General features: G+C 66.5%; 15 protein-coding genes. 7 read left to right on the top strand and 8 right to left on the bottom strand.

Features of this window, described 5'->3' with window-relative positions; all coding sequences use genetic code 11:
* Positions 1–35 precede the first annotated feature (35 nt).
* Positions 36–962, top strand: coding sequence for a sugar ABC transporter substrate-binding protein (locus RND78_RS01505; protein WP_312725439.1), 927 nt, complete (start codon positions 36–38; stop codon positions 960–962).
* Between the two features lie 195 nt (positions 963–1,157).
* On the opposite strand, the gene RND78_RS01500 is transcribed toward RND78_RS01505, so the two are convergent.
* The 7 genes from RND78_RS01500 to RND78_RS01470 all read right to left on the bottom strand — a co-directional run bounded on the left by RND78_RS01500 (position 1,158) and on the right by RND78_RS01470 (position 10,830).
* Positions 1,158–1,772 carry a TetR family transcriptional regulator gene (locus RND78_RS01500; RefSeq protein ID WP_312725437.1) on the bottom strand — a complete coding sequence of 205 codons (615 nt, stop codon included), beginning with the start codon at positions 1,770–1,772 and terminating at the stop codon, positions 1,158–1,160.
* Positions 1,773–2,111: 339 nt separating this feature from the next.
* On the bottom strand, positions 2,112–3,398 hold the full coding sequence (gene fabF / locus RND78_RS01495) for a beta-ketoacyl-ACP synthase II (RefSeq protein WP_312725436.1): 1,287 nt from the start codon (positions 3,396–3,398) through the stop codon (positions 2,112–2,114).
* Between the two features lie 177 nt (positions 3,399–3,575).
* On the bottom strand, positions 3,576–5,036 hold the full coding sequence (locus RND78_RS01490) for a DHA2 family efflux MFS transporter permease subunit (RefSeq protein ID WP_312725435.1): 1,461 nt from the start codon (positions 5,034–5,036) through the stop codon (positions 3,576–3,578).
* A gap of 73 nt (positions 5,037–5,109) precedes the next feature.
* A complete protein-coding gene (locus tag RND78_RS01485; protein WP_312725434.1) occupies positions 5,110–5,916 on the bottom strand; it encodes an oxidoreductase in 807 nt (268 codons plus the stop codon).
* A gap of 39 nt (positions 5,917–5,955) precedes the next feature.
* A complete protein-coding gene (locus RND78_RS01480; protein ID WP_312725432.1) occupies positions 5,956–9,024 on the bottom strand; it encodes an efflux RND transporter permease subunit in 3,069 nt (1,022 codons plus the stop codon).
* Positions 9,021–10,136, bottom strand: a complete 1,116-nt coding sequence (locus RND78_RS01475; RefSeq protein WP_312725431.1) for an efflux RND transporter periplasmic adaptor subunit — start codon at positions 10,134–10,136, stop codon at positions 9,021–9,023. Before RND78_RS01475 ends, RND78_RS01480 begins: the two co-directional genes overlap by 4 nt.
* A 76-nt stretch (positions 10,137–10,212) precedes the next feature.
* Positions 10,213–10,830 carry a TetR/AcrR family transcriptional regulator gene (locus tag RND78_RS01470; RefSeq protein ID WP_312725430.1) on the bottom strand — a complete coding sequence of 206 codons (618 nt, stop codon included), beginning with the start codon at positions 10,828–10,830 and terminating at the stop codon, positions 10,213–10,215.
* A gap of 97 nt (positions 10,831–10,927) precedes the next feature.
* On the opposite strand from RND78_RS01470, the gene RND78_RS01465 reads away from it, so the two are divergent.
* Positions 10,928–12,379, top strand: a complete 1,452-nt coding sequence (locus tag RND78_RS01465) for an efflux transporter outer membrane subunit (RefSeq protein ID WP_312725428.1) — start codon at positions 10,928–10,930, stop codon at positions 12,377–12,379.
* 199 nt (positions 12,380–12,578) lie between these two features.
* Here RND78_RS01465 and RND78_RS01460 read toward each other — a convergent pair whose 3' ends face one another.
* Positions 12,579–13,220, bottom strand: a complete 642-nt coding sequence (locus tag RND78_RS01460) for a TetR/AcrR family transcriptional regulator (RefSeq protein WP_312725427.1) — start codon at positions 13,218–13,220, stop codon at positions 12,579–12,581.
* Positions 13,221–13,345: 125 nt separating this feature from the next.
* Between RND78_RS01460 and RND78_RS01455 the strand changes: the two genes are divergently transcribed.
* From RND78_RS01455 to RND78_RS01435, 5 genes are all read left to right on the top strand, one after another.
* The gene (locus tag RND78_RS01455) at positions 13,346–15,382 is read left to right on the top strand and encodes an NADH:flavin oxidoreductase (protein WP_312725425.1); all 2,037 of its coding nucleotides are present in this window, start codon (positions 13,346–13,348) and stop codon (positions 15,380–15,382) included.
* 104 nt (positions 15,383–15,486) lie between these two features.
* Positions 15,487–16,794 carry a Xaa-Pro peptidase family protein gene (locus RND78_RS01450; RefSeq protein ID WP_312725424.1) on the top strand — a complete coding sequence of 436 codons (1,308 nt, stop codon included), beginning with the start codon at positions 15,487–15,489 and terminating at the stop codon, positions 16,792–16,794.
* A gap of 50 nt (positions 16,795–16,844) precedes the next feature.
* Positions 16,845–17,642, top strand: a complete 798-nt coding sequence (locus RND78_RS01445) for an amino acid ABC transporter ATP-binding protein (protein WP_312725786.1) — start codon at positions 16,845–16,847, stop codon at positions 17,640–17,642.
* Complete coding sequence (locus RND78_RS01440) at positions 17,642–18,283, top strand: amino acid ABC transporter permease (RefSeq protein ID WP_312725423.1); 642 nt, start codon at positions 17,642–17,644, stop codon at positions 18,281–18,283. The genes RND78_RS01445 and RND78_RS01440 overlap by 1 nt, the downstream gene beginning before the upstream one ends.
* On the top strand, positions 18,280–18,939 hold the full coding sequence (locus RND78_RS01435) for an amino acid ABC transporter permease (RefSeq protein ID WP_312725422.1): 660 nt from the start codon (positions 18,280–18,282) through the stop codon (positions 18,937–18,939). The genes RND78_RS01440 and RND78_RS01435 overlap by 4 nt, the downstream gene beginning before the upstream one ends.
* The last annotated feature ends 3 nt before the right edge of the window (positions 18,940–18,942 follow it).

Here is an 18,942-nt window from a genome sequence, read left to right as displayed (position 1 = left end):
TCCTTCGAGTCGAATAACAACAAGAGGAACCAGACATGCTGTTTCGCAACCTGCTGTGCGCGGTCTTCGCCTTAGCCCTACCCTCCCTGGCCCTCGCCGACTACCGCATCGGCGTCAGCATCGCCAAGGTCGACGACAACTTCATGACCTACGTTCGCCGCAACCTCGAAGAGGCCGGCAAGACGGAAAAGATCAGCATGCAATTCGAGGACGCCCAGGGCGACGTCGTGCGCCAGCTGAACCAGGTGCAGAGCTTCCTGGCGCAGAACGTGGATGCCGTGATCGTGTTGCCGGTGGACACCGCTGCCACCGTGAACATCACTCGCGCCGCCACCACGGCCAAGATTCCGCTGGTGTACGTCAACCGGCGCCCGGACGATCCCAAGCTACCCGCCGGAGTGGTCGCCGTGGCCTCGGACGATCTGCAGGCCGGGCAGTTGCAGGGGCAGTTCATCGCCAAGCAGCTGAACGGCAAGGGCAGCATCGCCTTGATCATGGGCGAGCTGACCCAGAACGCCACCCGCGGCCGCTCCGAGGGGCTCAAGGAAGCGCTCAAGGCCTATCCCGGCATCAAGGTGGTCGCCCAGCAGAACGCCGACTGGGATCGCAGCAAGGGCATGGACCTGACCAGCAACTGGCTGACCGCCGGGACCCACTTCGACGCCATCGTCGCCAACAACGACGAGATGGCCATCGGCGCCGCCATGGCGCTGCAGCAGGCCGGCAAGACCAAGGGCGAGGTGCCGGTGGTGGGCGTGGATGGCCTGCCCGACGGCCAGGCAGCGATCAAGCGCGGACTGCTGGCCGCCTCGGTGTTCCAGGACCCGCGGGGCCAAGCCCGGCAGGCGATACAGTCCGCGCTCAGGATGATCCGCAAGGAACCGGTCCAGGCGGATGTCTGGGTGCCGTACGAGCTGATCACGCCCAGTAACCTGGCGGATTACACCGCTCGTTTCAAGTAGCGACTGGGAGCGCGCCGGCCTGAACGGGGTAGCGTCCCGAAAGTGTGCGGGTCGCTGCCGGAAAAGAGCGATCACCCTGCAGGAACGCCCCGCGAAGGCTGAAAACCAACTCCGGGGGCAGCTCAGTACCGCGTCCAGCGGTAGAACGGCTTCAGTGCCGGCCCCTTGCTCCGCTGGCGCGCCGCTCGCCCACCGTCAGGGCCAGTCCTTCACCAGCGACCTGAAGTAGAGGGTGAAGATCAGCCGTACATCCATGAGCGGCGCGAAGATGTCCTGGTCACGAAGGATGCCAGCCAGCGTGCCGCAAAACAGGCTATGCAGCTGTAGGCTGGCACTTCTCGGCGTCACCGCGGCCTGCAGGCGCTGCCGTTGGCCGTCGAAGAGGCGTTCGACGAGCGCTACGAATTCGCGGGTCAAGGCATTTTCCCGCTGTTCGACTTCCTGCAGTTCCAGCGTGAATTCGCAACGGTGCATCAGGATGGTCATGACTCGACGCTCCCGTCCCGGCTGAACGAATTTCTCCATGCACTCGACGCACAGTTCGTACAGCCTCATCAGGCAATCGCCCTCCCCATCCGCACTCAACTGCTGGGTGACTTCATCGAGCGGAATGCGGATGCGATTGAGCATCTCGTGGACCAGCTGCGCCTTGTCCCTGAAGTGCCAATACACCGCTCCTCGAGTGAACCCGCACTCTCTGGCGATCATTTCGAGGCTGGTGCGTGAAACACCATTGGTGAGAAACAACGCCTCGGCTGCATCCAGAATGGTTTGCCGGGTTTGCTCAGCGTCTTCCTTCGTACGGCGCATAGGTCTCTCGTTTAAACGGGATCTGTTTCGCCAGCTTAGCGTTTAGCCGGTCTTTTACAAACATTCTTGCATGTATGCATCCATAGGCCAGCGTCCGGTATTCCCGGACGATGGGTGCTCGTCAGTCCTGGGATCTGACGAGGTGCCAGCTGCCCGGTTGAATCTTGGGCAGCGGCTGGAGAAAAACAGGAAGAAAGCCTTCTCTTCCTGGTGGACTCATTTCTATCTGAAGACGACGCAGGGAAACGCCGCTCCTACCGCTACGCGAGTCCAAAAAATCGTGTGCAGCGCTTCCGGCGTGAGCCGCCAAGCTGCACGTGCTCCTGCGTTCAGCAACACTCAGGCCCCCAGCCAGCGCCTGAACAACACGCTGGCGTTCACCCCACCGAAGCCGAAGCCATTCGATAGCGCGTACTCAATCGGTAGTTGCCGTGCCTGCAGGGCGACAAGATTCAGGCCTTCGGCAGCCGGATCCGGATGGTGCAGATTCAGTGTCGGCGGCACGATCTGGTCGCGCAGCGCGAGCACGGTGAAGATCGCCTCGATGCCGCCTGCGGCGCCGAGCAGGTGTCCCGTGCTGGATTTGGTCGAGCTGATGGCCACCGGAGCGTTGTTGCCGAAGACCGCGCGGATGGCGGCCAGCTCGCCCTTGTCGCCCACCTGGGTGGAGGTGGCATGGGCATTGATGTGCTGAACCTGGGCGGCATCGATGCCGGCCTGGCGCAGGGCCTGCGCCATGGCGCGACGGGCACCGCTGCCGTCTTCCGGGCCGGCGGTGAGGTGATAGGCATCGGCACTGGTGCCATAACCCACCAGTTCGGCCAGCGGCGTGGCGCCCCGAGCCAGAGCATGCTCCAGGGTCTCGATCACCAGCAGCCCCGCCCCTTCGGCCATGACGAAGCCGTCGCGATCACTGTCGAAGGGACGCGAGGCCTCCTGCGGACGCTCGTTGAACCCGGTCGACAGGGCCCGGGCGACGGCGAAGCTGCCCAGGCTCACGCGGTTGATGGCCGCCTCGGCCCCGCCGCAGAGGGCGATGTCGGCCTCGCCACTGCGGATCAGCCGGGCGGCATCGCCGATGGCCTGGACACCGGCGGCGCAGGCCGTGATGGGCGCTCCCAGCGGACCGCGGAAACCGTACTGGATGGACACGTTACCGGCGGCCATGTTGGCCAGGAACGACGGCGCGGTGAATGGCGAGAGCCGGCGTGGGCCGCGGGCATCGGTAGTCCGCACCGCCTCGGCGATGGCGCCGAAACCACCCACCCCGGAGGCGATGATGGTCGCTGTCCGCTCGCGTTGCGCCTCGCTGGTCGGCTGCCAGCCGGCTTGGTCGAGCGCTTCCCGGGCCGCCACCAGGGCGAATTCGATGAAGCGATCCATCTTCTTCAGATCCTTGGCGGCGATGGCCACCAGGGGGTCGTAGCCCGCCTCCGGATCTTCGGCGAGGCTCGGTACCTGGCCGGCAATGAGACTGCCCACCCCGTCGCTGACCTCGGGTGGCAGCAGGCCCAGGCCCGAACGGCCGGCCAGCAGCCGTGCCCAGACCCTGTCGATGCCACATCCCAGCGGACTGACCGTGCCCATGCCGGTCACCACGATGCGTGTTCTGTCGTTGCCTTGCATTGCGCTACCTCTTCTCTCGATGGACGAGGCGCCCGCGGGCGACCTCGTGTCTTGTCCGCGCCCGATCAAGGCGCGTGCCAGCTTGGGGGCCCAAGGGACGGTCCTTGCAGCCGGGATATCGATCCTGTCTCGAACCCGTCTCGGAAAAGCCTGCCGAACGCCCTACTCACACGCGTCCTAACGCGCATCGGGAACACGGTAGGGAGGGACCGCAGACCGCGTGTCCACCGGCACGCACAGGCCCGCGGTAAGTAAGGCCAGGCCGATATGGCACAGGTAGACGGCATCGAAATCGGCGCGCTGCAAGCTGGGATGGCCGAGGAGCAGGACGGTCAGCGCAACCCCCATGACCGATCCGATCTGGCGTATGGCCTGGTTGACGGCACCCCCTACCGCGTAGTGGTCTACCGACAGGCGACTGACCGCCGCACCCGCCAACGAGGGCATCACCAGGCCGACGCCCACGCCACTGAGCAGCATGCCCGGCAGCCACTGTGTCAGGTAGGCGGGCTCGAGCCCTGGAACGAAGAGAAACCACAGTCCGCTCATGGCGTAGACCAGGCACCCGATCAGCAGCAGGGGACGGTGGCCATAGCGGCTCGCTACCCGGCCCGACAGCGCAGCGGTGGGTACCACCATCAGCGGGCCGGGCATCATGGCCAGACCGGCCAGGGGCAGCGGATACTTCCAGATCGCGCTCATGTAGAAGAAGAAGGCGAAGAAAATCATCGAAAACGCGATGCCGAAGCTCAGGGTCGCGAGATTGACGTAGCTGTAGGTGCGGTTGTGAAACAGGCGCAGATCGACCAGAGGAGCAACCGTAGAGCGCGCCCAGACCACGAATCCGATCAGGCATGCCAACCCGATGCCCAGTGCGCCCAGCAGCTCCCGCCGTGACCAGGCCGGAGACTCGGACTGCACGATGGATAACGCCAGGGCACCGATGCCGACCACCAGCAAGCCCATGCCCACCAGATCCAGCGGCCGCCCCTCGGTCTGTTGTTTCGTCTCCGCCAGCAGTTTCGTTCCCCGCCAGAGCGCGAAGAGGCCCAGGGGTACGTTCAGGTAGAACCCCCACTGCCAACCGAGCGAGGCGACGACGAAAGAGCCCAGGCTGGGACCGAAAGCCGCGGCCAGGCCCCCCACCGCGCCCCAAAGGCTTACCGCCACAGCGCGCCTTGTGATCGGAAAGGCGGCCAGCACCAGCGACAGCGACGCGGGCGTCAGCAAGGCAGCCCCGATGGCTTGCAGCACCCTTGCCGCCACCAGCCACTCCACGCTCCCTGACAAGCCGCAAGCGACGGACGCCCCCACGAACAGCCAGACCCCGATGAGAAATACCTTCTTGCGCCCATGCCTGTCCGCCAAGCCGCCGGCCGGGATGAGCATGGCCGCGTAGACGACCGTGTAGGCGTTGAGCACCCAGGAAAGGTCCGCCGGCGTCGCGCGCACGAACCCGGCCCGCAAGGCGCTGAACGCCGCGAACAGCAGGGTGCCATCCATGGCTACGAGGAATACCGCGATGGCGGCCACCCAGAACACCGGCCAGGGTGAAGGCATACCGGCCGCCACACCTGTCGATGCGTTTTCGCCGAGCGCGGGTGGCACGTCGGCACGGGTGCTGTCCAGGTGGGTCATGGGATGTCTTCGCTCATTGGACTCAAGGGCGTGTCTTGCAAGGCACGTGGGCCGCCGGTTGGCGCGGATCCGGTCAGGCCAGCCCGAAGGTCTTTCGCAGGCCCTTCTCGACGAGGCCGCCCGGCATGAAGCGGCGCAGCCTGACCAGGAGCGATGCCTCGCCTTTGGGGGTGTGTCGCATCTTCCAACCTCCCAGCGCCGCATCGACGATCGTCGTGGCCACGCCAGCGGGATCGGGCGCCTTCTCGATATTCTTCCGAATGGCCTGGGCGACCATGCCGAACTGTTGTTGGTACTCCCGGATCTTGACGGCGGTCTGAGGGGCGTTGAGATCCAGGTTGGTCTTGGTGAACGACGGCTCGACCAAGGCGACGCGAATCCCGAACTGGCGTACCTCGTGGTCCAGCGTTTCCGAGAGTCCCTCCACAGCATGCTTGGAGGCCGCATAGAGCGCCATGTAAGGCGCCGGCAGAAAGCCCAGCACCGAACTGACATTGACGATGCGGCCGGCGCCTTGCGCACGCATGTGCGGCAGCACCGCCTGGATCGTACGCAGGAGGCCGAAGACGTTGGTGTCGAACAGGCTCCGGGCTTCACCGACCGATGTCTCCTCCAGGGCGCCGAGCAAGGTCCCCCCCGCATTGTTGATCAGGACATCGATCCGTCCGGCCCGCGCGATGATGGCGGCGGTGCCACGGCGCACCGAGTCTTCCTCACGGACGTCCATTTCGACGAGCTCCACACCTGGAATAGCCTGAGCGCTCTGCTGGCTACGCACAGTGCCGAACACCCGGCATCCCCGTGTTGCCAGCCGGATGGCAGTGGCGCGTCCGATGCCAGACGACACACCGGTGATGACGACAACTTCTGCTTTCGACATGTCAGTGCCTTTTCGTGGAAGGAAGGGAGACGGAAACGATCAGCCGTGGGCAGGCGATGGCTTGATCCTGAACCAGATGGCGTACATGGCCGGCAGGAACACCAGGGTCAGCACGGTGCCGGCGAGGGTGCCGCCGATGAGGGTGTAGGCCAGGGTGCCCCAGAACACCGAATGGGTGAGCGGGATGAAGGCCAGGATCGCCGCCAGCGCGGTGAGGATCACCGGCCGTGCCCGCTGGACGGTGGCCTCGACCACCGCCTGGAAGGGTGGCAGGCCATCCTGCTCGTTCTGGTGGATCTGCCCGATCAGGATCAGGGTGTTGCGCATCAGGATGCCCGACAGCGCGATCAGCCCGACCAGGGCGTTGATACCGAAGGGTTGCTGGAACAGGAGCAGCGTCGGCACCACCCCGATCAGCCCCAGCGGACTGGTCAGGAAGACCATCACCATCGCCGACATGGAGCGGACCTGCAGGATGATGATCAGCAGCGTCAGGGCGATCATGATCGGGAAGATCGGCAGCATGGCGACGGACGCCTTGCCGGACTCCTCGATGGCGCCGGCCTGTACGATGCGGTAGCCCGCCGGCAAACGATCGATGATTGGCTGCAGTTGCTTGAGCACCGCAGTGGAAACGTCCGGTGGTTGCAGGTCTTCTGCGATGTCACCACGCACAGTGATGGTCGGCACCCGATCGCGGCGCCGCATGAGGGGCTCTTCCATCTGCGCCTCCACCGCGCCGACCTGGGATAGCGGAATGCGCTGGCCCTGGGCGCCGACCAGGGTGAGATCGCCCAGCCGCGCCGGATCGAGGCGAACGTCGCCCGCTGCCCGCGCGACCACCTGGACGGTACGGATGTCTTCGCGCACCGCCGTCACCGGAACGCCACTGAGCAGGAATTGCAGCTGCTGTGCCACGGCGCTGGAGGTCAGTCCCATCGCCTGCAGGCGATCCTGCTGTAAGTTGAAGTGCAGCACCGGCGTTCGCGTCCCCCAGTCGGTGTTGACGGTGCGCATCATCGGGCTGGCGCGCATCACCCCTTCCACCTCGCCGGCGATCCGACGCAGCACCTGCGGATCGGGACCGCTGACCCGGTAGGCGACCGGGAACGGCGAATAGGGTCCGAACACCAGCTGGGTAACCCGCAGCCGCGCCTCGGGCGCGAGCCCGGCGGCGATGGCCTGGCGCAGGCGCAGCTTGAGCCCTTCACGGGCCTGCGGGTCGTCGGTGCGGATGATGATCTTGGCGAAGGACGGGTCCGGCAACTCCGGGCTCATCGCCAGGAAGAAGCGTGGCGCGCCCTGCCCGATGTAGGAGGTCACGATGCGCGCATCCTCCTGCTGGGCGAGCCAGGCCTCGACCTTGGCGGTCGCCCGCTCGGTCTCGCTGATCGAGGTACCATAGGGCATCTGCACCTCCACCATCACTTCGGGACGATCGGAGATGGGGAAGAACTGCTTCTTGACCACGGCCATGCCGAGGATGGCGGCCACGAACAAACCGATCACCAGCACCGCGACCAGCCACTTGCGGGCGATCACCTGGCCGAGCACGCGGCGGAAGCGGTTGTAGCGCGGCGTGTCGTAGAGCGCGGTGTGCCCGCCTTCGACCATCTTGGTTTCCGGCAGCAGCTTGACGCCCAGGTAGGGCGTGAAGACCACCGCCACGATCCAGGAGGTGATCAAGGCAATGCCGACGATCCAGAACATGTTGCTGGTGTACTCGCCAGCGGTGGAGCGAGCGAAGCCATTGGGCATGAAGCCCACGGCCGTTACCAGGGTGCCGGCCAGCATGGGGGCGGCGGTGTGGCTCCAGGCATAGGCCGACGCCTTGACCCGGTCATAGCCCTCCTCCATCTTCACCACCATCATCTCGATGGCGATGATGGCGTCGTCCACCAGCAGGCCCAGGGCCAGGATCAGCGAGCCCAGGGTGATGCGGTCGAAGTTCTTGCCGGTGGCGGCCATGATCAGGAAGACAGCGGCCAGCGTCAGGGGCACCGCAGCGGCCACGACGATGCCCACCCGCCAGCCCATGCTGACGAAACACACCACCATGACCACCAGCAGGGCGACGAAGAACTTGACCATGAACTCGTCGACCGACGAGGCGATGTTGACCGCCTGGTCGGTCACCTTGGTCAGGCTCATGCCCAAGGGCATCTCGGCGTTGATGGCGCCGACTTCGCTTTCAAGTGACTTGCCGAGATCCAGGCCATTCCAGCCATCGCGCATGACGATGCCGAGCAGCAGGGCGGGCTCGCCGCCGCTACGGATGAGGAAGGTCGCCGGATCTTCATAGCCGCGTTTGACCGTGGCGATGTCCGCCAGCTTGAGGGTCCTGCCCTTGACGATCACCGGGGTGTCGCGAATGGCATCGAGTTGGTCGAAGGCGCCGTCGAGGCGGACGTAGACCTCCGGTCCGCGGGTTTCGATGGAGCCTGCGGGCGTCAGGACATTCTGGGCATTGAGCGCGGCGAAGATGTCTTGCGGTGCCACCCCCAGGGTCGCCAGGCGATCGTGGGAAAACTCCACATAGATACGCTCGGCCTGCTCACCCAGGATGTTGACCTTCTTCACCCCCGGTACATGCAGCAGGCGCTGGCGCAGCGTTTCCGCCTCGCGTGCCAGCAGACGCTGGGGCTCGCCCCGGGCCTTGAGGGCGAAGAGCGCGAAGGTGACGTCGGCGTATTCGTCGTTGACCATCGGCCCGATCACCCCGGCGGGCAAGGTCTTGGCCTCGTCGCTGATCTTCTTGCGCGCCTGATAGAACTCCTCCGGTACCTCGGCCGGGGGCGTGCTGTCGAGCAGCGTCAGGGTGGTGAAGGCCAGGCCAGGACGGGTGTAGGTTTCCGCGCGGTCGTACCAGCGCAACTCCTGCAGGCGCTTTTCCAGCTTTTCGGCGACCTGATCCTGCATCTCCTGCGCCGTGGCGCCTGGCCAGGCGGTGACGATGGTCATGACCTTGACCGTGAAGGCCGGATCTTCCGCCCGGCCCAGCTTGAAGAACGACAGTACCCCGCCGACCGAGACCAGCAGGATCAGAAACAGGGTAATCGAGCGCTCACGGACGGCGAGCGCCGACAGATTGAACCGGCTCTCGCTCACGGCTGCTTTCCTTCCAGGGCATCCTTGGCATTCGTGGCCACCCGGATCGCCTCGCCTTCATGGAGCAGATGAGCGCCAAGGGCCACGATCCTGTCACCCTGCTGGAGCGCCCCATCTACCACGGCGGTGTCGTCCGACAGCTGACGAACCTGCACGGGTACCCAGGCAACCTGCTCGGGCGAGCTCTGGATCCGCCAGACTCCGGCGCCCCTGCCTTCGTCATGCAGGGCACCCAGAGGCACCTTCAAGGCATTCCCCCGCTCCACTCCCCCTTCCGGAATACGCAGTGTCACCGTAGTGCCCAGGGGAGCGTTGGCCAGCGCCCCTTCGAGCACATAGCGCGCCTCGAAGGTACGCGTCTCGCGGTCGGTACTATCCGACAACTGCCGCAGCCGTGCCGGTACCGGCTGTTGCGCACTGTCCAGGCGGCTGGCTTGCGCAATGGAACCAAGCGGCGGACGCAGGGTTTCCGGCAGTTGGACAGCGACCTCCCGGGCACCTGCACGAGCCAGGCGCAACACGATCTGTCCAGCGGCCACTACCTGCCCGGTCTCCGCCAGCGTATCGACCACCGTGCCGTCTGCATCGGCTACCAGCACGGCATAACGACTGGCGTTGAGCGCCACCTCGGCCTGGGCTTCGGCCGCCCTGAGCTGCGCCCTGGCGGTATCCGCCGCGGCCTTGATCTGGTCATAGCCGGATACCGAGATCGCCCCGGTCCCGCGCAGGTCCCGGTAACGCGCCTCGTCATCCGCCGCCTGCCGGGCACGTGCCTGGGCGGCCGCGACGGCTTCCCGCTGCGCCTGCAGGGCCAGTTGCAGATCGATGGGATCGAGCCTCAGCAGCGGCTGGCCGCGCTTGACGACCTCGCCAGTGTCCACCAGCCGCTCGGCGATCTTGCCCGCCACGCGAAAGCCAAGATCGCTCTGAACCCGCGCCGCGACGATGCCAGTGAAGGTCCGGCTGGCACTCCCGGCCGACTCCACCGCCGCAGCGCGCACCAGGGGCGGTTGCGTACGCGGATCGACCTGAGTGGGGGCATTGCACCCGGCGAGAGCCAGCGGCACGAGTAAAGTGACCAAGGCCGGGGAAAGCGAGCGGCGCGCGAACATGGAAGCTCCGAGTGGATACCATCAGAGCCCGCAATTTGATACGAGTGACCAAATTAGTCAATAGTCACCCAATATTTTAGGGGGAAAGGCTGCGCAGTACCAGGTTGGCCAGTTGGGTAGGAGCGACCTCGAGCTGCTCGAAGCTGTACTGCAGCATCAGCGGATTCAGATAGGGGCGCAGCACCAGGTAGGTGGCGATCATCACGTCGTCGAGCGGCGTCTTGCGCTCGAATTGGCCCTCGGCGCGTCCCTGGACGAGGATCTCCCTGAGCAGCTCCTTCAGCCGAGCTTCGTGGGTGACGGTGGCGGGCCAACGACCCGAGGAGGCGGAGATGGCGATTTCGTAGAGCTTGCGGTCCTCGGAGAACAGCTTCAGCGTCGCACTTGGAAGGCTCTGGAACAGCTTTCTCAGCTTGTCTGGCGCGCTGCTGGCCGAGGCTACCGCCGCCCTCGCCTCGGCCTCGATTCCCTCCAGGCAATCCATGCAGATGGCCTCGCCTATGGCCTGCTTGGAGTCGAAGAACTTGTAGATGTAGGCCTTGGAGAAACCGATGCTCCGGGCAAGTTCGGACACCGTCGTCTTCTCGTATCCGTAGCGGCTGAAGTGCTCCCTGGCCGCCACGATGATCTGGTGACGGACATCGTGTTCGGCCGGTCCACGGGACGGGCCGGATGAAGCGGATTCGGTAGTCATGAGCAGGTGGCATTCCGGCAGTTGCAAAGGAAACGATGAGTGACCAATATACACAACGGTCACTAAACTCGTTAGGCGTCGCTCAGGATAAAAGCCCATGCGCTCCAGATTCCAGATCATTCTGCTCACCGGCGCCGCCCTGGCGAGCGGCTGTACCGTCGGTCCCGACTACCAGGCCCCGACGCTGCCGCTGCCGACGAGCTACCAGCGGCAACCCCAGACGGCGCCCTTGAGCGATCAGGCGCTGGAGGCCTGGTGGGCACGCTTCGACGATCCGCTGCTGAGCCAGCTGGTGGAGCAGGCCCTGGCGCAGAATCTCGACCTGGCCCAGGCCGACGCCCGCCTCGCCCAGGCGCGCGCGAGTCTCGCCATGGCCCGGGCGGCGCTGCGCCCGAGCGGGGATCTGGAGGGTACGGCCGGGCGCGCCCACCAGTCCCTGGAGACGCCTCTCGGGCGCGTCCTCGCGGCGACCCCTGGCTACGACAGGAACGGGTCATCCTATGAAACCAATCTCGGTGCCAGCTGGGAGCTCGACCTATTCGGCGGCCTGCGACGCGACCGCGAAGCCGCGCGGGCCGACTACCAGGCCACGGCGGCCAGCGCCGACGCCGTGCGCCTCGCCGTGGCCGCCGAGACAGCCGATCTCTACCTGGACATCCGTGGCCTGCAGACCCGCCTGGCCATCGCCCGTCGCCAGGTCGAGACCCAGCAGGGGCTGCTGTCCATGGTCAGGCTGCTCAACGACAAGGGGCTGGCGACCGAACGGGAGCTGCACCAAGCCGAAGGGGCACTGGCGGAGGTCCAGGCCACGGTGCCCGTACTGCAGTCTTCGCTGGAAGTGACCCTGAACGCGCTGGACGTCATGCTGGCAGCGCCGCCCGGCACCTACCGCGGCAGGCTGGCGCAGATGACCCCCATTCCCATGCCGCCGCGCATCGAAACCGCCGGCGATCCCGCGGACCTGCTCAGACGCCGTCCCGACCTGATCGTCGCGGAGCGCCAGCTGGCCGCGGCCAACGCCCGGATCGGCGTGGCCATCGCCGAGTATTATCCCAAGTTCTCCCTGAGCGCCCTGCTCGGCAGCGCCACCACCCTCTCCGCCAGTCATCTCTTCGACCAGGATGCCAAGCAGGCGCTGGCTGCCGTGGGCGTGCGTTGGCGATTGTTCGATTTCGGCCGCATCGATGCGCAGATCCAGGCAGCCAGGGGGCGTGATGCGGAGCTGCTGGCGGCCTATCGACTCGCCGTCCTGCGGGCGACGGAAGACGTCGAAGGCGCCCTTGCCGGCCAGTTGCGCCGCGAAGAGCAAGCCAGCCTGCTGGCCGCCAGCGAACGCGCCTTCACCCAGGCCCGCCAATCCGCGGCCCTCGCCTATGGCAGGGGGGTGGTGCCCCTGATCGACGTCCTGCAGGCCGACGAGCGCCTGCTGCGCACCGCCGATGCGCGGGCTCAGGCACAGACCGCCGCCGCGCGCGCGGCGGTCGCGACCTTCAAGGCACTCGGCGGCGGTTGGCAGCCCTCCTCCGCCAGCGTACTGAGCCTGCGCTAGGCGAGGACGGAGCAGGCCTGAAGCAGCCCCATCCGTGCCGCCGTTCGAAGCGGGGATGTCGGTTCGGCGCGGCACCCCACGCACCGCCGGCCTCACCGAGCGGGCGGTCCACTGGCCGTCGCCCCGGCCGCTCGGTGAGGCTACTCGTCAGGCCCGGGGCGTGGCGACAACGCAGCACGTCCATTCCGGGCAGGCTCGATCAGCCCGCAGGGCGCACCAGTTGGTGCCGGCTGAAGAACCGCTCCAACTCGCGGGGCTCCGGCTCCAGGCCGGTGAAGATCTTCAGGTACTCGGGAATGAAGACGAGCCGGCGCTCCAGAGGCTCGACGGTCTTCATGCTGATGTAGCCGATCTGGGTCAGGTAGATGGAGCGAGCGCGGGTCTCGGCCGCGCGGTCCTCGAAGCCGAAGCGGTCGAACATGACCTTGAGCGCGGCGATGCGCAGGGCGTCGGCCTCGGCGATGTCCTGCGCCACCTCGGCGGACTGCAGCGCCCAGCTGCGCATGGCGAACTCGAACTGGGAATCGAACAGCCGGGTATCCAGCCAGCAGTCGAAGACGTTGAGGATGGCCTCGGTGATGGACTCGGCGTAGGCCTCGGTGCGGGCCACCAGATTGCCGGTGTTCTTGTTCTTCCACTGGTCGATCAGCGCCCTGAGCAGCGCCTCCCGATCCTCGAAGAACCAGTAGAAGCTGGTGCGCGACAGCTTGAGCTTCTTCGCCAGCGGCTGGATGCGCACGGCATCCACCCCGGCGTCCTTGAGGCTTTCATAGGCCGCATTGAGCCAACTCTCCAAGGAGCCGCGCGAGGGTTCGATAACAGCAGGGGCAGGTGCATTCATGGGGCGATGGTACAGCGCACCCTAACTCTCAACAAGCCAAAATGTTCACCACTGTCTTTTTAATTGACACCTATGTACAGAGGGTTTTAAGGTCTCTCCACCTGATGAGCGCTGGTGGACCGGACATGAAGAACGACCCCTTGCTGCAGCCCTATCGACTCAAGCACCTGACCTTGCGCAACCGCGTCATCATCACCGCCCACGAACCCGCCTATCCCGAAGACGGCATGCCCAAGGCGCTCTATCGCGCCTACCACGTGGAGCGGGCCAAGGCCGGCGTGGCCATGACCATGACGGCGGGCTCGGCGGCCATCTCGCGAGACAGTCCGCCGGTGTTCAACAATGTGCTGGCCTACAAGGACGAGGTGGTCGGCTGGCTCAAGGACCTCACCGACGAGTGCCACGAGCACGGCGCGGCGGTGATGATCCAGCTGACCCACCTGGGTCGCCGCACCCGCTGGGACAAGGGCGACTGGCTGCCGGTGGTGTCCTCTTCCCACAGCCGCGAGCCGGCCCACCGCGCCTTTCCCAAGCGCCTGGAAAGCTGGGACATCGAGCGCATCGTCAAGGACTATGCCGACGCCGCCGAGCGCATGGTCGCCGCCGGCATGGACGGCATCGAGCTGCAAGCCTACGGCCACCTGATGGACCAGTTCTGGTCTCCGCTGACCAACGACCTGGACGAGCCCTACGGCGGCTCGCTGCGCAATCGGCTGACCTTCACCTTCGAGGTGCTCAAGGCCATTCGCGCCCGGGTCGGCGACCAGTTCATCGTCGGCCTGCGCTACACCGCCGACGAGGTGGCCAAGGGCGGCCTGACCCAGGAAGACGGCCTGACCATCACCCAGCTGCTCAAGGACAGCGGGATGATCGACTTCCTCAACGTCATCCGCGGCAACATCGCCACCGACGCCGCCCTCACCGACATCATCCCGGTGCAGGGCATGCGCAACGCGCCGCACCTGGATTTCGCCGGCGAGATCCGCTCGCGTACCGGCTTCCCCACCTTTCACGCCGCCAAGATCCCCGATGTCGCCACCGCCCGCCACGCCATCGCCGCCGGCCTGGTGGACATGGTCGGCATGACCCGGGCGCACATGACCGATCCGCACCTGGTGCGCAAGCTGATCGAAGGCCGCGAAGACGACATCCGTCCCTGCGTCGGTGCCAACTACTGCCTGGACCGCATCTACAACGGCGGCGCGGCCTACTGCATCCACAACGCCGCCACCGGCCGCGAGACCAGCATGCCCCACACCCTCGCCAAGGCTGCGATCCGCCGCAAGGTGGTAGTGGTCGGTGCCGGTCCCGGCGGGCTGGAGGCGGCCCGGGTGGCTGGCGAGCGCGGTCACCAGGTGGTGGTGCTGGAACTGGCCGAGCAGGCCGGCGGCCAGGTGCGCCTTACCGCCCAGTCGGAGCGACGCAAGGAGATGCAGAGCATCATCGACTGGCGCCTGGCCCAGTGCGACCGCCTCGGCGTGCAATTCCACTTCAACACCTGGGCGGATGCCGAGCGGGTGCTGGCGGAAGACCCGGACGTGGTGATCGTCGCCACCGGTGGCCTGCCCCACACCGAGGTGCTCGAACGCGGCAATGACCTGGTGGTGTCCAGCTGGGACATCATCGCCGGCGACGTCAAGCCCGGGCGCAACGTGCTGGTCTACGACGATGCCGGCGACCATGCCGGGCTGCAGGCCGCCGAATTCATCGCCCGCAGCGGGGCGCGCACCGAGATCATGACGCCCGACCGCAGCTTCGCCCCCGAGGTGATGGGCATGAACCTGGTGCCCTACATGAGATCCCTGCAAGGGCTCGATACCCACTTCACCGTCACCTACCGCCTGAAGGCGGTAGAGCGCGACGGCGACCGGCTCAAGGCCATCGTCGGTACCGACTACAGCGCCCTGGAAAAGGTCTTCCACTACGACCAGGTGGTGGTCAACCACGGCACCCTGCCCCTGGACGAGCTCTACTTCGAACTCAAGCCGCTGGCGAGCAACGAAGGCGCGGTGGAGTACCAGGCCCTGATCGTCGGCCAGCCGCAGCAGCTCGCCAGCAATCCCGCCGGCCGTTTCCAGCTGTTCCGCATCGGCGATGCGGTGTCTTCGCGCAATACCCACGCCGCCATCTACGACGCGCTGCGCCTGGTGAAAGACCTCTAAGAAGGTCGGCTCGCCTGCGCGGCGAGCCTGTCGTACCCCTTTGCCACTGCCTCTTCGACGTCTCACAAGAACATGCCAGCCCCGGCTGGCCAGACGAGGTCTTTATGCATCATCCAGAGTCCCTTGCCGGCTTCGATCCGGCGGCCGACGCCCGCCTGAGCTTCCGCCAGGACAGTCGCGTCAGCGAGCACCAACTCGCCCCGCTGGACCAGGAGCTGTTGCACGCCCACGCGGCCATCAACCGCCGCGCCCTGCGTCGCTATCGCCTGGCGCGCATTCGCGCGCAGTTGGTGGAGCACGACTACGCCGGCGTGCTGCTGGCCGATCCGATCAACATCCGCTACGCCACCGACACCAACAACCTGGGGCTGTGGGTGATGCACTCACCCAGCCGTTATGTACTGGTGACCACCAGTGGCCCGGTGATCCTGTTCGACTTCACCAGCAGCAAGCACAACAGCGAACACATCGAGACGATCGACGAGATCCGCCCGGCTACGCCCTGGCTGTACTTCCTGGCCGGCCCGCGGGTCGAGGAAAAGGCCAATAGCTGGGCTCAGGAGGTTGCCGAGCTGGTGCTGCACCACGGCAGCGGCAACCGGCGCCTGGCGGTGGATCGCTGCGATCCCTGGGGCGCCACCAAGCTGGTCGACCTGGGCCTGAGCCTGCACGACGCCCAGCCGATGATGGAGCAGGCCCGGTTGATCAAGTCGGCCGAGGAGCTGGCCAGTCACCGGGTGTCCATGGGCGTCTGCGACCTTGCCATCGCCCGGATGCGCGCCAGCCTGCAGCCTGGCATCACCGAGAACCAGCTGTGGAGCATCCTGCACGGCACCAACGTGGCCCACGGCGGTGAATGGGCCGAGAGCCGCCTGCTCAGCTCCGGCCAGCGCACCAATCCCTGGTTCCAGGACGCCACCGACAAGCCCATCAGGGCCGGGGAAATGGTCTGCTTCGATACCGACATGGTCGGCCCCGGCGGCTACCTGTCGGACATCTCGCGCAGCTTCGTCTGCCCCGGCCAGCCGGCCACGGCGCGCCAGCGCGACCTCTTGCAGACCGCGGCCGAGCAACTGACGCAGAACATCAACCTGCTGCGCCCGGGCCTGGGCTTCCGGGAATTCGCCGAGCGCTGCTGGCCGGTGCCGGAAAAATACCGGCACAACCGCTACATGATGATGCTGCACGGCGTCGGCCTGGTGGACGAGTACCCCAGCGTGGCCTACGCCACCGACTTCGCCGACTGGGGCTACGACGGCACCTTCGCCGAGCACATGGTGGTCTCGGTGGAGAGCTTCATCGGCGAACAGGGCGGCCCCGAGGGGGTGAAGCTGGAAGAACAGGTGGTGATCACGGCGGCGGGGGCGGTGAAGCTGTCGCGCACGCCGCTACTGGACCCCGACCTGCACTGATGGCCCCGCCTCCCCGTGGAGGCGCCCTCGAGGAGAGCGAGATGAACCCGATGAGTATCGTCAGAACCCCCGTGTCGTCGGTGCCGGAGCACCCCCAGCAGCGTTCGGCATTCCTGCGCCTGGAAGGCATCGGCAAGAGCTTCGGGCCCTATGAGGTCCTGCAGGACGTGTCCCTGGACATGGCCAAGGGCGAAGTCCTGGCCATCATCGGCCCCAGCGGCTCGGGCAAGAGCACCCTGCTGCGCTGCATCAACCAGTTGGAGCCGCCCACTCGCGGCACCGTGACCCTGGAAGGCCTGAGCCTGCAGGCCGGCCAGGTCTCCCGCCAACAGTTGGTGGCGCTGCGGCGGCGCATCGGCATGGTGTTCCAGTCCTTCAACCTGTTCCCGCACCTGACCGTGCTGCAGAACGTCAGCCTGGCCCAGGTACGCAGCCTGGGGCGCAGTCGCCAGGAGGCGGAGCGGCGCTCGCTGCAGTTGCTGGAGCGCGTCGGCCTGGCCGCCAAGGCCAAGGCCTATCCCAGCCAGTGCTCCGGTGGCCAGCAGCAGCGGGTGGCCATCGCCCGCGCCCTGGCCCTGGACCCGGAACTGATGCTGTTCGACGAACCCACCTCGGCGCTGGACCCGGAGTTGGGCATGGAGGTGCTCAAGGTGATGCAGGAGCTGGCCCAGGACGGCATGTCGATGATCATGGTCACCCACGAGATGCACTTCGCCGAGACCGTCTCCGACCGCGTGGTGGTGATGGCCGACGGGCGCCTCATCGAACAGGGGCCGAGTGCCCAGGTCATGCGCAATCCGCAGCACGAGCGGGTCAAGCGCTTCCTGGCCGCGGTGAGGAATCGCTGATGGGCACCATCCTGCTCGCCCTGCTGCAGGGCATTCCCTGGACCCTGGCGGTGACCGCGACGGCCTTCGCCATCGGTGCCCTGCTGGGCTTTCCACTGTGTGGCCTGCGGGTGTGCCGGAGCAAACCCCTGCGCCTGCTGGCCGCTGCCGTGATCCTCATCCTGCGCGCCATCCCGCCCATCGTCTGGCTGTTCTTCCTCTTCTTCGGCCTGGGCGGCGGCTGGCTGACCCTGTCGCCCTTCGCCGCCGCCACCCTTGGCCTGGGGCTGATCACCGCCGCCCATATGGCCGAGGTCTATCGCGGCGCCCTCACCGGCATTCCCACCGGCCAGTACGAAGCGGCGCTGGTGCTCAATCTCAGCGCCCGACAGCGCTTCCTTGACGTCATCCTGCCGCAACTGGTGCGCATCACCATCCCGGCCGCGGCCACCTATGCCATCGGCCTGCTCAAGGACTCGGCCATCGCCTCGACCCTGGGCGTTACCGACATCAGCGCCGCCGCCTACCAGCAGACCCAGCAGACCTTCCAGGGCCTGCCGGTGTACAGCCTGGCCGCCCTGCTCTACATAGGCCTGAGCGTACCCGTGGCGCTGCTGGCCCGGCGCCTGGGCGATAACCTCGGGCGGAGGCTGCAGCGATGACCGAACTGCTCGCCAACTGGGCCGAATGGTTTCCCGATCTCTGGCACGGCCTGCTGCTGTCGCTGCAGGTGACCGCCCTGGCGCTGCTCATCGGCATCCCGCTGGGCCTGCTGTTCGCCCTCGGCGTGTCCAGCCGGACGCTGCCGCTGCGCTGGCTGACCGTGGTGGTGGTCGAGCTGGGCCGCGGCGCACCGGCGCTGATCCTGTTGCAGTACTTCTACTTCGGCCTGCCCTCGGCGCACATCACCCTCACCGCCTACAGCGCCGCCGCCCTCGCCCTGGCCTACTGCACCGGCGCCTACACCAGCGAGATCCTCAGGGGCGGCCTGGATGCCGTCGCCCAGGGCCAGCGCGAGGCGGCCGAGGTGATCGGCCTCAGTCCATTGGACGCCCTGCGCTTCGTCATCCTGCCCCAGGCCCTGCGCATCGCCATCCCGGCGCTGCTGGGCTTCTCCATCATGATTTTCCAGGCCTCGTCGCTGTGCTTCACCATCGCCTTGCCGGAGCTGGTGAGCCGCGCCTCGATGATCGGCTCCAGTACCTTCCAATACATGCCCGTGCTGGTCCTGGCGGGTTTGCTGTACGCGGCCCTGTGCATTCCCGCAGCCTTGCTGGTGGGACACCTGGAACGCCGCCTGGCCCCGGAACGGGCCTGACTT

The sequence above is a fragment of the Pseudomonas oryzihabitans genome, from assembly GCF_032027545.1.
Taxonomy (GTDB): Bacteria; Pseudomonadota; Gammaproteobacteria; order Pseudomonadales; family Pseudomonadaceae; genus Chryseomonas; species Chryseomonas oryzihabitans_F.
Note: the sequence above shows the minus strand (reverse complement) of the source record. Positions and strands in the feature narration are given on the sequence as shown.

Bases quoted from the DNA above. Each gene is read 5' to 3' on its own strand.
- RND78_RS01500 (WP_312725437.1), bottom strand. From the start codon at position 1,772: ATGCGCCGTACGAAGGAAGACGCTGAGCAAACCCGGCAAACCATTCTG.
- RND78_RS01505 (WP_312725439.1), top strand. From the start codon at position 36: ATGCTGTTTCGCAACCTGCTGTGCGCGGTCTTCGCCTTAGCCCTACCC.
- RND78_RS01490 (WP_312725435.1), bottom strand. From the start codon at position 5,036: ATGACCCACCTGGACAGCACCCGTGCCGACGTGCCACCCGCGCTCGGC.
- fabF (WP_312725436.1), bottom strand. From the start codon at position 3,398: ATGCAAGGCAACGACAGAACACGCATCGTGGTGACCGGCATGGGCACG.
- RND78_RS01445 (WP_312725786.1), top strand. From the start codon at position 16,845: ATGAGTATCGTCAGAACCCCCGTGTCGTCGGTGCCGGAGCACCCCCAG.
- RND78_RS01440 (WP_312725423.1), top strand. From the start codon at position 17,642: ATGGGCACCATCCTGCTCGCCCTGCTGCAGGGCATTCCCTGGACCCTG.
- RND78_RS01470 (WP_312725430.1), bottom strand. From the start codon at position 10,830: ATGACTACCGAATCCGCTTCATCCGGCCCGTCCCGTGGACCGGCCGAA.
- RND78_RS01450 (WP_312725424.1), top strand. From the start codon at position 15,487: ATGCATCATCCAGAGTCCCTTGCCGGCTTCGATCCGGCGGCCGACGCC.
- RND78_RS01485 (WP_312725434.1), bottom strand. From the start codon at position 5,916: ATGTCGAAAGCAGAAGTTGTCGTCATCACCGGTGTGTCGTCTGGCATC.
- RND78_RS01435 (WP_312725422.1), top strand. From the start codon at position 18,280: ATGACCGAACTGCTCGCCAACTGGGCCGAATGGTTTCCCGATCTCTGG.
- RND78_RS01475 (WP_312725431.1), bottom strand. From the start codon at position 10,136: ATGTTCGCGCGCCGCTCGCTTTCCCCGGCCTTGGTCACTTTACTCGTG.
- RND78_RS01455 (WP_312725425.1), top strand. From the start codon at position 13,346: ATGAAGAACGACCCCTTGCTGCAGCCCTATCGACTCAAGCACCTGACC.
- RND78_RS01460 (WP_312725427.1), bottom strand. From the start codon at position 13,220: ATGAATGCACCTGCCCCTGCTGTTATCGAACCCTCGCGCGGCTCCTTG.
- RND78_RS01465 (WP_312725428.1), top strand. From the start codon at position 10,928: ATGCGCTCCAGATTCCAGATCATTCTGCTCACCGGCGCCGCCCTGGCG.